At 48.0% G+C, this 16,426-nt stretch carries 11 protein-coding genes; 10 read left to right on the top strand and 1 reads right to left on the bottom strand.

Annotated features, from left to right (window positions below; all coding sequences use genetic code 11):
* The first annotated feature begins 29 nt into the window (after positions 1–29).
* The 4 genes from SO_RS00825 to SO_RS00840 all read left to right on the top strand — a co-directional run bounded on the left by SO_RS00825 (position 30) and on the right by SO_RS00840 (position 4,142).
* Positions 30–629, top strand: a complete 600-nt coding sequence (locus SO_RS00825) for an aspartyl/asparaginyl beta-hydroxylase domain-containing protein (RefSeq protein WP_164925807.1) — start codon at positions 30–32, stop codon at positions 627–629.
* The gene (locus SO_RS00830) at positions 607–2,616 is read left to right on the top strand and encodes a phytanoyl-CoA dioxygenase family protein (RefSeq protein WP_011070576.1); all 2,010 of its coding nucleotides are present in this window, start codon (positions 607–609) and stop codon (positions 2,614–2,616) included. The genes SO_RS00825 and SO_RS00830 overlap by 23 nt, the downstream gene beginning before the upstream one ends.
* Entirely contained in the window at positions 2,616–3,743 is a 1,128-nt protein-coding gene (locus SO_RS00835) for a sulfotransferase family protein (protein WP_011070577.1), read from the top strand. Before SO_RS00830 ends, SO_RS00835 begins: the two co-directional genes overlap by 1 nt.
* A gap of 111 nt (positions 3,744–3,854) precedes the next feature.
* The gene (locus SO_RS00840) at positions 3,855–4,142 is read left to right on the top strand and encodes a DUF6916 family protein (RefSeq protein WP_011070578.1); all 288 of its coding nucleotides are present in this window, start codon (positions 3,855–3,857) and stop codon (positions 4,140–4,142) included.
* Here SO_RS00840 and SO_RS00845 read toward each other — a convergent pair.
* The gene (locus SO_RS00845) at positions 4,139–4,621 is read right to left on the bottom strand and encodes a GNAT family N-acetyltransferase (RefSeq protein ID WP_011070579.1); all 483 of its coding nucleotides are present in this window, start codon (positions 4,619–4,621) and stop codon (positions 4,139–4,141) included. The genes SO_RS00840 and SO_RS00845 overlap by 4 nt on opposite strands.
* Before the next feature lie 85 nt (positions 4,622–4,706).
* Between SO_RS00845 and SO_RS00850 the strand changes: the two genes are divergently transcribed.
* The 6 genes from SO_RS00850 to SO_RS00875 are packed head-to-tail and all read left to right on the top strand — an operon-like array spanning position 4,707 to position 16,358.
* The gene (locus SO_RS00850; RefSeq protein ID WP_011070580.1) at positions 4,707–5,258 is read left to right on the top strand and encodes a phage tail protein; all 552 of its coding nucleotides are present in this window, start codon (positions 4,707–4,709) and stop codon (positions 5,256–5,258) included.
* Between the two features lie 39 nt (positions 5,259–5,297).
* On the top strand, positions 5,298–5,828 hold the full coding sequence (locus SO_RS00855) for a phage tail protein (protein WP_011070581.1): 531 nt from the start codon (positions 5,298–5,300) through the stop codon (positions 5,826–5,828).
* Positions 5,829–5,856: 28 nt separating this feature from the next.
* Positions 5,857–6,402: a phage tail protein gene (locus SO_RS00860; RefSeq protein ID WP_011070582.1), complete on the top strand. Its 546-nt coding sequence runs from the start codon at positions 5,857–5,859 to the stop codon at positions 6,400–6,402.
* 55 nt (positions 6,403–6,457) lie between these two features.
* Positions 6,458–7,681 carry a S8 family peptidase gene (locus SO_RS00865; protein ID WP_011070583.1) on the top strand — a complete coding sequence of 408 codons (1,224 nt, stop codon included), beginning with the start codon at positions 6,458–6,460 and terminating at the stop codon, positions 7,679–7,681.
* Between the two features lie 2 nt (positions 7,682–7,683).
* Positions 7,684–8,775 carry a TIGR03032 family protein gene (locus SO_RS00870; protein WP_011070584.1) on the top strand — a complete coding sequence of 364 codons (1,092 nt, stop codon included), beginning with the start codon at positions 7,684–7,686 and terminating at the stop codon, positions 8,773–8,775.
* 14 nt (positions 8,776–8,789) lie between these two features.
* Positions 8,790–16,358 (top strand): Ig-like domain-containing protein, encoded by a 7,569-nt coding sequence (locus SO_RS00875; protein WP_011070585.1) that lies wholly within the window; start codon positions 8,790–8,792, stop codon positions 16,356–16,358.
* Positions 16,359–16,426 lie beyond the last annotated feature (68 nt).

The following is a 16,426-nucleotide window of genomic DNA, read 5'->3' on the forward strand; positions in this document are numbered from 1 at the left end:
ATTTTTTGTCTAAAATAAGACACTTGGATATGGATATCTGCTCTTTCGCCTTGCTTGCTCAAGTCCCGAATACCATTAGTTTACAGCAAGAACTTACTCCTTTGTTGCAGCATGAGTGGTTGCCACATATTAACCAGCGTGATTATCACTCGGGTTCTCAGGGCGGTTGGGATGTGTTAGCACTACGCTGTGCCGAGGAATACCACGCCGCCCATCCCATTTTACAAGCCTTTTCCATTAGTGCTGCCAATGAATGGGATAATTTGCCTGCGCTTGAGTCGAGTCCCACATTACTGGATTTTATCCAATCACTTGCTTGCCCCGTCAAGTCCGTGCGCTTTATGCGCTTACACGCTGGCGCTGAAATTAAACCCCATCGGGATCAAGGATTATCCCTTGAACAGGGTGAGGCTAGATTACATTTGCCCTTACAAACCCATGATCAGCTTTATTTTTATGTGAATGATCAAAGGGTGCCGATGCAGGCAGGGGAGCTTTGGTATATCAATGCTGATCAATCCCATTGGGTTGCCAACAAAGGATCGAGCGCCAGAATCAATTTGGTGATCGATTGTAAAGTCAATTCATGGTTAAGGGAGTTAATCCATGGCGCAAAGATTAAAGCCTGATATCAGGCAGAACAGGGAACGTATTGAATTGACGCAGTTTGCACACGCGCTACTGCAATCCCATTCAGCGGGAGAGGCAAAGCGGCTTATCGATCCAATATTGGCGCAGTTATGCCAATTGACGGGATTGGTGCTACATCCAGCATTTTTTCTCGATACAGAGGCGAGTATTACGGCTTTTGGCAAAGCGGTGTCACCTACAACCGCAGCGCAATGTGCGGAAGATCCTGCACGAAGTCGGGTATTTATTCAGGGAATTCATCAAGCGATACAGGATAAGCTCGCGGCCAAGCCGGATTGTCCTGTGCAAATACTCTACGCAGGCACCGGACCTTTCGCTTGGTTAATCTTAGCCTTATTGCCGTTATTTACGGCCGAGCAAGTGCGGGTAACCTTGCTCGATATTCATCAAGCTTCGTTAGATAAGGTGGCTAAGCTGCTAGCGCATTTTGGCGTAGCTGACCGTGTGGAAATGCTGATCTGTGCCGATGCGACGTGTTGGCAGCCTATATCGGGGCAAGACTTTGATTTAATTGTATCTGAAACCATGAAGCACTTACTGCAACAGGAGCCGCAGGTGCAAATTTTTACGCATCTGCAAGCTTTTCTAAAACCAGATGGTTGCCTGCTCCCTGAGTTGATTGAGCTGGATGCATGGCTCGAAATTAAGGACAAACCACTAACTTATCTGGGGCCCTTATTTAGCCTTGATTTACCCAACGCGCGTTTGCTTGCTCAGGGTGATGACTATTTGTTGAGCGGCAGTTTATTACTGCCAAGCTATACTCCCCAACCTGTGAACCTAAAACTGACGACTCAAATTCGAGTATATGGTGAGCATGTATTAGCCGAGAACCAGTCCCAACTCACCTTAAGCCAATATAAGAAATCACTATGGCTTAAGCCATTGGGTAGATTGGACTTTAGCTACCAGCAGGGCGAGCATCCTGATTTTGTCTTCCAATACCAAGAGTATAAATTGGAGCTCGCCGCCAGTGAGGATCTGAGCTGTTTAGGGATTTTCCATTTGCAACGTCTATGGCAAAAATGCCAGTTGCAAAAACGAGGGCAGTGTTACTCGGCGCCAGTAAGTGAATGGAGCCTAGACAAAGCGCTGCTGGATCTTTGTGGCATAGGGTTAGAGCCTGGGATGAAGGCGCTCTATCGATATGATAATCAGATTGATTTTGAAGCATTTATTCAGCGAGCGACCAAGTTGACCGCAGCGGATATTGATGGCATCAATCAACGATTGCGCACCTTATCCGAAGGCGAGCAACAAAGCGTCGTCACCGACATAGCGGATGCTTTTGGTTTACCTACGGTTCTTACCGATGCTCAGCTTACGTTTTGGCAACGGGAAGGTTATCTCGTCATCCCGCAAGTCTTGTCTAAAGCGCAATGCGCGGCGAGTCGAGCCGTGATTTGGCAACAGCTTAGCGCGAATGAAAATGATCCATCAACCTGGTATCAGTCCCATGAATTGATGCAAAAAATCATGCTGCAACTATTTCGCCACCCGCAATTAGATGCGAATCGACAAATCCCCAAAATCCGTCAAGTGTTTGAACAGTTGTGGCAGCGTACCGATTTAGTGATGACGACTGACCGAGTGAGTTTTAATCCCCCAGAAACGCCCACTTGGCAGTTTCCTGGCCCAAATATGCATTGGGATATGCCACTGCAACTACCTGTGCCATTTGGAACTCAAGGATTGATTTATCTTACGGATACCCCTGCCGAGCAAGGGGCATTTTGCTGTGTACCCGGTTTTCACCTCAAAATAGAAACTTGGTTACAGGAACAAAACAAGACTGATATAGAGTTGCAGCAACAGCATTGGGACGAGTGGCCGATTAAACCTATCGCCGCGAGTGCAGGGGATTTAATCATTTGGCACCATGCCTTGCCCCATGGACCGACACCAAATCGAGGCGTGTTACCACGCATGGTGCAGTACATTAACTTCTACCCAATGGCCAGCTAATGATTGATATTCATGAACAGCAGCAACGCTATTGGTTGTTAGTTCATAATCCAACCGCCCTGAGGGAGCTTGGCAAGGTTATGACTCTCACCAACTTTTGCCAATATTTGCGGCTTTTTTGGCACTTACCAGACTGTGGCGATGATACGTTACTGGCCATCTTGCATACTGGTAATCGACAAAGGATAGAGCCGGATTATTCACTCTTCTGCCAGTTTTGGGCGCCAGCAGACTATGACCCTAAACGCAGAGTGTTAGAGTGGATGTCCGCCGCAGAAAAACCGATTCATCCTTTCTACTCGGAGCATATTTCTGCCGTGCGGGGTCAGTTATTGTCCGCCTTGATCAAACCTCAAACAGCTCTGTTACCAGCGCCAAATCTTTCAGGGCTAGTAGAACAAGTGCAGCCTGCCGGATTTATATTTCACCTCTCTCGCTGTGGATCTACTTTAGTGTCGCGCAGTTTTGCGGGGTTATCTAAATGCAGGGCGTTATCTGAATCGCCTTTGCTGACTCAAGTGCTATTGGATATGATCCTATCAGACACTGAAAGACGTGCGGCTTTAATATTTTGCATTAATACCCAAGGTCAGTTGTTTCATCCTGAACAGCATTTGTTGATTAAATGGAATGCGTGGGATTTGCAGTTTTGGCCATTGATCCTATCACTTTATCCTCAAGTTCCCGTGTTATTGCTACTTAGGGACCCCGTCGAGATCTTAGCCTCACAGCAAAAGTCTGCTGGATATCATATGGTGCGACAACCGTCTCGACCTTTATTCCTTGAATTATCAGTACCAGAGGAGGGGGAGTCGATACTGGATTATCAATGTAAGGTATTGCGCTTGTTATTGGGTTATGGATTAGAGATGAGTCAGCGCAACCAAGTGATGGTCGTGGATTATCAAGAGTTGTTACCCGCAATAGCGAATAAAATCGCAAACTGGTTTTCGTTGGCTCTCTCTAAAGAAGAGTGCAGCCAAGTCGAACAATGTCAGTTAATACACTCTAAAACAGCCACGCAACCCTTTATAGCTGATTCACCATCTAAGCAAAGTTTTTTTACTGTTATTCAAAGGCAACAGATCTATCGTTATTGCACGCGGTCATATCATTACTTTTTTTAAACTGAAAATTAACATTCTCTTGTTTTTTATCGAGAGATAAACTAGCTTTACTTAGTTATTTATGGATTAAAAAACATCAATGATATTAAAGTTTTTACTCAGGGATGGGAAATGAAACTATATACTATCAATAATTTAATCGCTTTATTAGGCGAACATATCACATTGACTGACTCTCAAGGCAGTCGTCTTCAATTGGTTATTCATAGTGTCGAACAAGGTGTACAAAGAGTTCCAGAATGGGAGGCCTTTGCACTCTATCTGTTAGGGCAGGAAAATATTCGGGTCCCTCAAGGTAGTTATTTGTTTGAGCATCCAGCATTAGGGGCTGAAACTTTATTTATAAGCCCTAAAAGTCAGTTGGAATATGAAATTGTATTTAATCGAAGAGTCGATTAAGGCTGCCACTCCATGAGCAGATATACCTCATTTGCTGTGCTTTTATATTTGAAACCAAGTTTTTCGTACCATCGACGAGCAGGGTTGTGTTGTTCAACGTGAATGGTAATTGGTTTTTGCAGTTGCTGTGCTTGTGCAAAGAGTGATTGAAATAAATAAGTACCTATTTTCTGTCGTTGGTACTCAGGTAATAGGCAGATATCGACAATGCGAATTTCGGTTGTCCAATGATCAATAAATAAACGACCCGCCGCAGTGTGATTTACAAGAATAATATCAAATCGTTCGGTGCAGTAGTGTGTGGTGTAGTGATGTAGTTGTGCCGAAAACTGCTGTGTTAAAAAAGCGGCTTTTTGCTCTGGAGAAAAAGGAGCTTGTGTTAGTTCGTGCTCTCTGCTGGATGCATAAAGTTGTAATAAAAAAGGGAGATCGCTCTGCTGATAAAGTCGGAGTTGCACTCTGGTTTGCAAGTCAGTCATGGATTGATCCTAGTTAATGATGCGGGCTGTTGTAATGTAAAAGTTAATCCTAACCCGAGTCGTGAAAAGATAAAAGGAGAGTGCAATGGAACCATTTTTGAGTGAGATTAGAATGTTTAGTTTTGAGTGGGCACCCAAAGGTTGGGCGAAGTGCGATGGCAGCTTGATGTCTATTGCACAAAATAATGCGCTATTTGCCTTACTCGGTGTGCAGTTCGGAGGCAATGGTACAACTACCTTCGCACTGCCGGATTTACGTGGCCGCGCGCCAGTGCATGTGGGTGTTAGCGATCGAAATTCACCAAGCTATTCAACTTTTAAAATAGGCGCCGTGGGTGGAACCGAAAATGTGTCCCTAACACAATCACAAATGCCCGCACACAATCACCTAGTGGCAGCATCAACCGTTTCTGGCACAGTTAAACCTTTGGCTAACGATATTATTGGTGCAGGTCTCAACAAACAAAACGGGCAACCTTCACACGTTTATGCTCCATATAATCCTGCTACTCAGGTTCCATTAGCTACCGATGTTGTCAGCGTACAGGGCGCGGGCGCGGCTCACCAAAACTGCCAGCCATCACTGGCGATAAATTTCTGTATTGCCGTGCAAGGCATATTCCCTTCGCGCAACTAGTCGCGACAAGCACTAAAGGCGAATTTAAAGGAGATTACGATGAGTGAAGCATTTATCGGCGAGGTCCGCATATTTGGTGGAAATTTCGCTCCTGTGAATTGGCACCTGTGTGACGGTTCTTTGTTGCCAATCAGTCAGTACGAGGCACTATTTGCATTGATTGGTACCGTTTACGGTGGCGATGGTATGAATACCTTTGGTATTCCAGATTTGCGTGGTCGTTTGCCGGTGGGGCAAGGGCAGGGGCCGGGGTTAACCAATCGAATTATCGGGCAGAGTTTCGGCAATGAAAGTGTGAGCCTGGTGACCAATCAACTCCCTGCGCACAATCATGCTTTTAATACAACGGCAGATGCTGCAACTGCATCGTCACCCGCTAATGGGGTATTTGCTGCCCAAACCGATGGCGACAAGATTTATGTCGCAGCGAATGGTACTAATCAGCCTGCGGTGTTGGCAGCAAACTCGGTTGTACAAACTGGCGGAAGCCTGCCCCACGATAACATCATGCCGTCGCTCGGCATTAGTTACATTATTTGTCTTAACGGCATATTCCCATCCAGAAACTAAGCCCTATTAACAATGAAGGAGTTTCCACATGGCTGATCCATTTGTTGGCGAAATTAGAATGATGGCAAATACATATGCACCATACGGCTGGGCGTATTGTAATGGGCAGGCAATTGCGATACAGCAAAATGCCGTATTGTTTTCAGTGATTGGTATTGCGTTTGGTGGCAATGGCACGACCATGTTTAATCTACCTGATTTTCGAAGTGCGGCGCCGATTGGTACCGGGCAAGGTCCAGGTTTAACGCAGGTTGTGATTGGTGAGTTTAAAGGTGAAGCCGATGTGACACTTACCTATGGCACCATTCCTGCTCACACCCATACGTTGAGTGGTAAAACTATGTTGGGTGATCAATCGATTCCAGCGAACAATTTATACTTAGCTGCTGACGGAGGTGGGGGAGGCACTGAAAATCTGTTTTACATGCTGCCAGGCACAACTACACCCGACACAAGTTTGTCACCCAATTGTATTGGTAGCTCAGGTTCCGGTTCATCACATCCAAACGCACAACCCTTTTTGACATTGGGCTTTTGTATTGCTTTGCAGGGTGAGTACCCTGCGCGCAATTAATCCAGTGCTTAAAAAGGAGTCATCACTATGGCTCCCTTCCCTTGGTGATTGCACTATGAACAATGTAATAAAAGTTCTGCTCCTGTTTTTTTGTTTTTTTCCAGTAGTGGCTTTGGCAAAAGTAGAATCTATTTCTTTCATGAATTTTTCGGTATCAGTAGATTTTCATTTACAAAAAAATGGACTGTACAAACTGCGCGGTTCATCGTTTGAAGTGCAGTTTGCGCCGCGTCTTATAGTAAAGACTGCTCGCGCCGTCACAGCTGCTGAATTGGCAGTATTAATACCTAATGCAACAGAAATTACGGATGTATTTTTGTTAACAGAGACACGCTACTTTTTGATTGCTTTTGCCCGAGAAGAAGAGTCTTTTGCCGCATTAAGAAAATTACAGGCCTTGCCTTCTATTCTTTTGGTACAACCGGACTTACAACAGAAAAGGGCAACCGCTGAGTTTGTTGATACTGAGTTTGCTGGTGCACCCATTCTCGCCGTGGGATTACCCGTTTATCTTGAGCGTGCTCAACAGGAATCTGTATGGCCGAGTAATGGCGGTGCTGGGGTAACGGTAGCAGTAATTGATGATGGTTTTATGTTGCGACACTCGGAGTTTGCACATCTCAATACCAGCATTTACTACGATTTTGCCGCACGAGAATTAATGCAAATAAGTGATGAGAAAAAAAAACAGGTATCAGCAAAACACGGCACTAAAGTATTGGGCATTTTATTTGGCGAACATAATCAGCATGAACCCGAAGGCTTGGTGCCCAACGCCAAATTTGTTGGAATCAGCCAGTTGGATACTTGGACAAGCAATACATTGCGGGCTTTCTATATTGCTTATCTTGCTAAGGCTGATGTCATTAACTGCAGTTGGCACAGTGAGTGGTTGATGGAACCGGTGCAGGATGTCGTTGATGAACTGGCAGGCTATGGCCGTGAAGGGAAGGGTATTGCAGTGGTATTTGCGGCTGGCAACCAGAGTAAATTGATCACGTCGGGAATGCACGAAGCAAGTATTGGCAGTGCGATTGTGGTGGGTGCAAGCAATGCAAAAGGAAAGCCATTGATATTTAGCAATTACGGACCCGCTGTTGATATTTGGGCTTACGGACAAAAAACGATTAGTACTGATGAAAATGGAGGCTACAGTTATTTTCTGGGGAGTTCGCTCTCTTCAGTTATCGTATCTGGTTATATAGCCTTGCTAATCGGTGCAGATCAGTCATTAAACCTGACGCAAATACAACACAAGCTAACTCAAATACTGGAATAGGCATGGATCAACAAACCGTTTTACCAGAACAGGATCATGATAAATCAGCCATTGATGAGTTGGACTTTTCTTGTCATTCAAGCGGTAACTTTCCCGGCATATTGGCTGGATTGAAGCTTTCATTAGTCGTCACGAGTTATCAGGCGCACAGATTGTTTTTTGTACGTTCAAATGGTATCCAAATTGATGTTAACTTCAAAAATTTTGTGCGCCCCATGGGCATCTCTGTGACGCCGCAACAAATCACTCTGGGTACCTTGAATCAGGTGTGGCGATTTCGACGTAGCGATGATGCATTGGCGCTGCTTGATGACCCGCATGCAGATGCTTGTTATGTGGCAAGTGCCTGTCATACCACTGGCTTAATTAATATTCATGATATCGCCTACGGCAATAAAGGTTTGTGGGTGACTAATAGTGCTTTTTCTTGCCTCGCCACTCTTGAACCGGACTATAGCTTTGTGCCGCGCTGGAAGCCGGATTTTATTTCTGCGCTTGCACCTGAGGATCGTTGCCATTTGAATGGGATGGCATTGTTGGATGGCGAGCCAGCCTATGTCACTACATTTAATCAGTCCGACACAGCAAGATCCTGGCGCGATGGTGCCAAGGATCAGGGAACACTGATTAACATCAAAACCGGTGAGCAGATATTTTCCAATTTGACGATGCCGCATTCACCGCGCTGTTACAACGGATATGTATATTTTTGCGAGTCAGGTCATGGCTTGGTACGCCGCTATGATCCGCGTACGAATGAAGTGGTCGATGTGGTCAAGCTAGCGGGTTTTACCCGAGGAATGGATTTTTTTGGCCCCTTGATGTTTGTGGGGCTGTCAAAAACTCGCTTTAGCTCAGTTGCTGAACCAGCGCCAATTGCGCAACAACTTGAGGAGTCTCAAAGCGGTATCTGGTGTATTAATTTGACCGATCACTCAGTTGTTGGATTTGTGCGCTTTGAAGGCAACATAGATCAAATTTACGATGTTGCCGTGTTATCTGGTGTCATGTACCCGGAGCTGCTATTGCCGGATGATGAACTGTCTATGTCTGTGTTTAATTTTCCGCCTCTGAGTTATGCGTCGGAAAATTAAGGAGGGAATTGAATATGTTTAACAATATATTTACCAAGTGCAGTTTGCCGTTGTTGTTTTTGGCCTCACCGCTGCAGGCAGCACCATCCATCTCGCTATCATCAAGTCGTATGGTTAATCGTTCACCTAAGGTAGCAATAGAGCAGCAAAAAACACTGCAGCAGCTTGAAGGTGCTGGTGCATTTGCCTCCTTTAGCGCTCAGCCTCGCATCCAGCAAAAAGCAGAAGCGGCTCCAGAAGAAGTTAATGTATTGGCTTTTTTGGAACAAAATGGATTGCTCCAATCATCCGACGTTGTTGCCGCGACGAACAGTGGTAATCTGGATAGTGAATTTAATAAAAGTCTCAGTGACGTTTTTTATTGTAATCCTGCTAATTATGAGTTCTCTGATTGCAAGATTGCATCGATCAATCGGCAGACCCCTGCGACATCGCCGACCAACGCTGACACACTAACCTGGCGCTTTCTTTTTGATCTTGCAGTGACAGGCGTGGATGCGGCGGATTTTAACATTGGCGGCACTACAGCCACTATTACTGGCATCACCCAAAACACATCTACTGATTACAGTATTACGATATCCGGTGGTGACCTTGCCAGTTTTAATGGCACTGCCAGCATTAGCCTGAAGCCTGCAGGTCAGTATGATATTAGGCTTGTTTACCCTGGGTTGACCCCCCCGGATGATCTAATGGTTCCAGGCGTAAGAGGGATTAATAACAATTCTTATGTGGTGAGTAACAATGTTGCACCCACAGATATCTCCCTAACCAGTACAAGTGTCAACCAAAGTGGCGGGATTAACGCTGTAGTGGGAACATTAAGTAGCACCGACGCTGATGTTGGTGACTCCCATACTTACACTTTAGTATCCGGTGCAGGCGACACCAATAACGCCAGTTTTAACATCAGTGGTTCTTCCCTGCGTGTAAACAATGCTGCTTTGCTTACTGCGGGCACTTACAACGTGCGCGTGCGAACAGCTGATAATGCCAGCGCGACTTACGAAGAAGCCTTCACAATTACGGTGGTCGATAATGTGCCACCTGCCGTGACCTCAATTACCCTGAGCGGCTCACCTGCAAATACCGCCACCAGTGTCGATTTTGTGGTTGCCTTCGATACCTCGGCCAATAACATCTCGATTGATGACTTCCAACTGACCTCCACAGGTGGGGCGGCTGGCACAATCTCTGCTGTCTCGGCATCCTCTGGTACTAGCGTCAATGTGACGGTTAACGGTATTAGCGGTAATGGCACGCTCCGTCTGGATTTGAAATCGTCCACCAATATCAGCGATAGCATAGGTAACGCTGGCCCCGCTGCTTACACCAGCGGTTCTGTCCACAACGTCGCCATTCCCACCGCGCCTACGGTCCCAACTATAGGGACGGCTACTGCTGGTGATGGTCAAGTTAGCGTTACTTTCACTGCGCCCAGCAATAACGGCGGCTCGGCGATCACGACCTATACCGCAACGGCTAATCCCGGTGTTGCATTTGGTACCTGTGCTGGGCCAGCGGCCTGTACTGCAACAGTAACAGGATTGGATAACGGCACTGCTTATACTTTTACCGTGACTGCAACGAACGGAGTAGGCACCAGCGTTGCTTCCGGCGCTTCTAACTCTGCCATCCCTAAAGGCAATCAAACCATTACCTTTACCCAGCCTTCTGCACAAAACTTTGGTACTACGCCAACCCTTACAGCCACAGCAGACTCTGCAACAGGAACTGATAATTTAACAGTCAGCTTCAGCTCATCTACCACAGGAGTTTGTACCATCAGTAGCGGCGGTAACCTGGCATTTGTGACCGCCGGTAGCTGTACTATCGATGCTGACCAAGCGGGCGACTCTGCTACCAACCCTGCCCCGACGGTATCCCGAACCTTTACTGTGAATGCCGTCGTTCCTAGTGCCTCAACTGTTGGTACTGCGACCGCAGGTGATACTCAGGCTACTGTGACCTTTTCGGCACCAGTAAGCACTGGCGGCTCGCCGATCCTTGCCGGAGGCTACACAGTCACCGCTAGCCCCAATGGTGCAACTGGTACAGGATCAAGTTCGCCGATTACTGTAACGGGGTTGACTAACGGAGTGGCCTACACTTTTACAGTCACAGCGACTAACTCCGCAGGGACTGGTGCTGCGTCTGCGGCTTCTAATTCAGTCACACCCGCATCGCCTCAGACTATTACTTTTGCTAACCTTGGGGCGCAGAATTTTGGAACGTCGCCCAACTTGTCTGCCATCTCAACATCAGGCTTAACCGTCAGCTTTAGCTCATCTACCACAGGGGTATGTACGGTTAGCGGTTCAACTTTGACTTTTGTCACGGCAGGTACTTGTACCATCAACGCTGAGCAGGCTGGTAATTCGTCCTATCTGGCCGCCGCCACGGTCAGCCGAACATTTACAGTAAATCCTGTTGTTCCGAGTGCGCCAACAATTGGCACAGCAACTGCTGGTGATACTCAGGCCAGTGTTGCCTTTGTTGCCCCGGTTAACACGGGTGGAACCTCCCTAACAGGATATACCGTGAGCGTCAGCCCGCCGGATGTTGCCCCAGTTAATGGTGCCAGTTCGCCAATTTTAGTGACAGGCTTGACCAATGGCCAAGCTTATACATTCACCGTTACTGCCGATAACTCGGCGGGTACAGGCGCTGCGTCAGCTGCATCAAATAGCGTGACGCCCGCAGCAAGCCAATCCATTACATTCAGTAATCCTGGAGCGCAAAACTTTGGTACCTCACCGACACTGGCCGCTACGTCCGATTCCGGTTTGATTCCGACCTTTACGTCATCGACTCCCAGTGTGTGTACTATTACGAGCGGTGGCGCCTTGGCCTTTGTCGCTGTGGGATCTTGCACCATCAATGCTGATCAAGCTGGCAATGGGAGTTATTTGGCGGCGACTCAAGTTAGCCGTTCATTCAGTGTCAATGCGGTTGTCCCTGGTGCGCCAACAATAGGCTCTGCCACTGCGGGGAATTCTCAAGCTACTGTCAGTTTTAGTGCTCCGACATTTACTGGTGGTGCGGTAATTACGGGTTACACCTTAGTCTCTAGTCCTGGTGGTATAACGGCATCGGGTGCATCTTCACCTATCACTATAACTGGATTAACCAATGGGACTTCTTATTCATTTACTGTTGCCGCTATAAATTCAGTCGGAACCGGTAGCGCCTCTGTGGCGAGTAACGTAGTGAAGCCTAATGGCGCCCCGATTATTACCTCAACCGCGATAACCAGTGCTACCCAAGATGCGGCCTATAGCTACACCTTGGTGGCGAGCGACAGTGATGTGGGTGACAGTGTCACCTTAAGCGCAGTCACACTGCCAAGTTGGCTGAGCTTCAATGCGGGTACGGGCGTGCTGAGTGGAACACCAAGTAACGCTAGCGTGGGCAGTCATGCGGTGGTGCTGCGGGTCACGGATGTGGATGGCCTAACGGCAGAGCAAAGCTTTACGATAGTGGTAGCGAACGTCAATGATGCACCGACCATTAGCTCTACGGCCTTAACTAGCGCCACCCAAGATGCGGCGTATAGCTACACCTTAGTGGCGAGTGACAGTGATGCGGGCGACAGTGTCACCTTAAGCGCCGTGACCTTACCCAGCTGGCTGAACTTCAATGCAGCCACTGGCGTGTTAAGTGGTACGCCAAGTAATGTCAATGTGAGTAGTCACGCCGTGGTACTACGTGCCACCGATGTGGGTGGTTTGACGGCAGAGCAGAGCTTCAGCATTGTGGTCGCAAACGTCAATGATGCGCCGACTATCACTTCAACGGCACTGCCCAGCGCCAGCCAAGATTCGGCATATAGCTACACCATGGTAGCGAGTGACAGCGATGTGGGCGACAGTGTCACCTTAAGCGCAGTCACACTCCCAAGCTGGCTGAACTTCAATGCGGCCACTGGCGTGTTAAGTGGCACGCCAAACAATACCAATGTTGGCAATCATGCCGTGGTACTGCGAGCAACCGACGTTGACGGTCTCAGCGCAGAGCAAAGCTTTACGATAGTAGTGGCTAACGTTAATGATGCGCCGACTATTACCTCAACAGCACTGACCAGTGCCAGCCAAGATGCGGCCTATAGCTACACCTTAGTGGTAACCGACAGCGATGTGGGCGACAGTGTGATCTTAAGTGCCGTGACTTTACCCAGCTGGCTGAACTTCAATGCGGGTACGGGCGTACTCAGCGGAACACCAAGTAACGCTAACGTGGGCAGTCATGCGGTGGTGCTACGCGCCACGGATGTGGATGGCCTAACGGCAGAGCAAAGCTTTACGATAGTCGTGGCGAACGTTAATGATGCGCCAGTTGCAACCAATCAGGTTGTGACGCTGGAAGAAGACAGTTCCGCCATGATCACGCTTGTAGGCGAAGATGCAGATAATGATCCTCTGACCTATGAGATCACTGCTCAGCCTGTGTCTGGCACCTTAGAGCAACACGGCAATGTGTGGTTGTATACGCCAGAGAAGGACTTTAATGGCAGTGATTCTATCGGTTTTATTGCAAAAGATGCTGAGCAGAGTTCAGAGCCTGCGACTATCACTATTACAGTGATGCCTGTGAATGACGATCCTCAGGCCGCCGATGACAGCTATACTTTAACCAGCGCGACGAATGACACCTATTTGCTGGCAGTATTGGCAAACGATGTGGATGTAGACGGTGACACCTTAACCATTGATGGCGCTGTTGCGGATATTGGCAGTGTGCAAATCACCTCGGATGGGCTGAGTTTTACTGCGCCAAAGGCGTATGTTGGACCTGTTGGCCTGCGTTATACCATTAGTGATGGTAATAAAGGGCGAGCTACTGCCAAAGTGAATGTGCTGATTGAAGGCACTGATTCCGAGAATCAACCAGTTATTACTTTACCTGATGATGTTGAGGTGAATGCGACTGGGCTATTTACACGGGTGAAACTCGGTTTTGCCAAGGCTGTTGATCGCAATGGTCATCCTCTGCCGGTGTCATTGGTGAATAAGAGTTTATTCTTTGCCCCAGGTAGTTATCTCGCCTATTGGCAGGCAGTAGATCGAGACGGCAACAAGGCTATTAAGGCGCAGAAAGTGAAGGTAAATCCTTTGATTTCGCTGAGCAAAGATCAAGTGGTTGGCGAAGGTAATCAAGTCACTGTCAGCGTTCATCTTAATGGAGAGGCGCCAAGCTATCCGCTGAGTATTCCTTATACAGTGTCAGGAACGGCAGATAGTAGTGATCATGATCTCGTTGATGGCGTGGTTGAGATTACCTCGGGGCAAATGGCAGAAATCCACTTTAATACCCTTAACGATAGTGTCAGTGAAGGGAATGAAGAGGTGTTGATCAGCTTAGATCCAAGCCTCAATCTTGGTAGTAAGCAACAGACCCAAGTGATGATTACCGAAGTCAATATTGCACCACTGGCCAGTTTAGCGGTCACTCAAGCAGGCCAGCAGCAGGTCATTGTCGCGCAAAATGGTGGGGATGTGCATATTCGTGCCACCGCCTCGGATGCCAATGAGCAAGATACATTAACGCTGACGTGGGAAAGCGGTGCGTTAAGCTTGCAAGCGGACGGAGCTGGCATGTTCTTCTCGCCTGCAGCAGTACAAGCGGGGATTTATCCCGTTAGCCTAACGGTGACCGATGATGGTTCGCCCGTGATGTCGAGTACCGCAACAGTCTATATTGTGGTGCGTCCCAGCTTAGCGGCATTGACGAATGAGGATACCGACGGCGATTTAATTCCCGATGCTCAAGAAGGTTACCGTGATAGTGATAGCGATGGTATTCCTGATTATTTGGATGCCAATAGCGATTGCAATGTGATGCCAGAAGGCGAATTACAGCCAGTGTACTTCTTGGCCGAAGGGCAGGCGGGCGTTTGCTTACGTCTGGGGAATATTGCCCTAAGCCGTGGGCAGAGTGGCGTGCAGTTACAACCTGAAGCAGTTACTGAAGATAAGGCTGCAGCTAATGTGGGCGGTATTTTCGATTTCGTCGCCACTGGCTTACCGCAACCGGGACAAAGCTATAGCTTAGTATTGCCACAGCGCGCGCCTATCCCTGCGAATGCAGTTTATCGCAAGTTGAGTGCGCAAGCGGGGTGGCGAGATTTTGTGATTGATGCAAACAATAGCGTTGCGAGTACCGAAGGTGAGCGTGGTTTCTGTCCTCCACCGGGTGATAGCAGTTGGACGGCAGGGTTAACCGAAGGCCATTGGTGCGTGCAGTTGACCATCGAAGACGGTGGCCCGAACGATGATGATGGCGTAGCGAACCGTACCATTGTCGACCCGAGTGGGGTTGCCGTGATGCTCAATGGTAATAGCTTGCCTGTTGCCAATCCTGACTCGGCAACGATTGCGTGGAACCAGAGTATCGATGTGAACGTGCTTGCTAACGATACTGACAGCGATGGTGATAGTTTAACTGTGACCCAAGTTATCAGTGAGTTCGGTACTGTCACTGCGCTAGCCAATCAGCAGCTCAGTTACACACCAGCAGCGGATTTTATTGGCACCGATGTGTTGGTGTATAGCATTACTGATGGTAAGGGCGGTACGGCGAGTAGTGAACTGACGATCGTGGTGAATGGCAATACTGCGCCAGTAACAGTAAATGATAGCGCCGCTACTGATGATCGCACCAGCTTGCTTATCGATGTGCTGAGTAATGATACGGACGTTGACGGTAACCCATTAACACTGTTAAGCGCGACGGCTCAACAAGGCGCGGTTGCTATCGAATCGAACAAACTGCGCTATATCCCTAAAACTGGGTTTGATGGTGTGGATACCGTGACTTATCGCATCAGTGACGGTCTAGGTGGTGAAGCAACGGGGCAATTGCTCATCACAGTGAAAGCATATCAAGAAGTGATTATTGATAATAAATCGGGGGGCGGCAGTATGGGCTTATGGGCTTTGGTATTCGTCTTGTCGTGCGCGCTCATGCGCCGCCAAGCACTGCAAAGAGGGGCTGTTGGTTGTCTACTATTAGTGAGCGTTACTCAACAGGCGCAGGCGACAGACTGGTATATCGAGGGGTTTATCGGTCAAGCGAAAGCCGATAAAACGCGTCCCGATTTGAATGTTCAAGTTGGCGAGGGTGAGATCCTCAAGCTTGTTGATACGGGTAATGCCTTTGGGGTGAGTTTGGGATACCAATGGACACCGACAGTGGCTCTGGAGCTAGGCTATGCTGACTTTGGTGAAGGCTGCGCGAGGATAAAGGGCGCGACGTTAACGCCTGAGCAATACCATGAGTTGGTGAAGGCGGTAACCCCCGTGCTTGCCGATGGGGTGATGCTGGGGCTGAGATTCACTCTACTGCAGCATGAGGGTTGGCGCTTTGAGGTGCCCGTTGGCTTGTTCCATTGGCAAGCTGATATCAGCAGTACCATGGGAAACACCACCATAACGACGGATTTAGATGGCACAGATTGGTATACCGGGGTGCGCTTTAGTTACCAATTTAGCGATGCGTGGTCGGTAGGCGTCGGCTATCAATACATCGATATCGAACCGAATGATTTACTGAGCTATCAGCTCAATCTGCGATATCGGTTTTAAGCTAACGCGACAGTAAAAGGGGCTTTGCCCCTTTTTTGTTACTAAAAATTGTAACGTGAAGTTGTAAA

This window comes from Shewanella oneidensis MR-1, from assembly GCF_000146165.2.
GTDB lineage: Bacteria > Pseudomonadota > Gammaproteobacteria > Enterobacterales > Shewanellaceae > Shewanella > Shewanella oneidensis.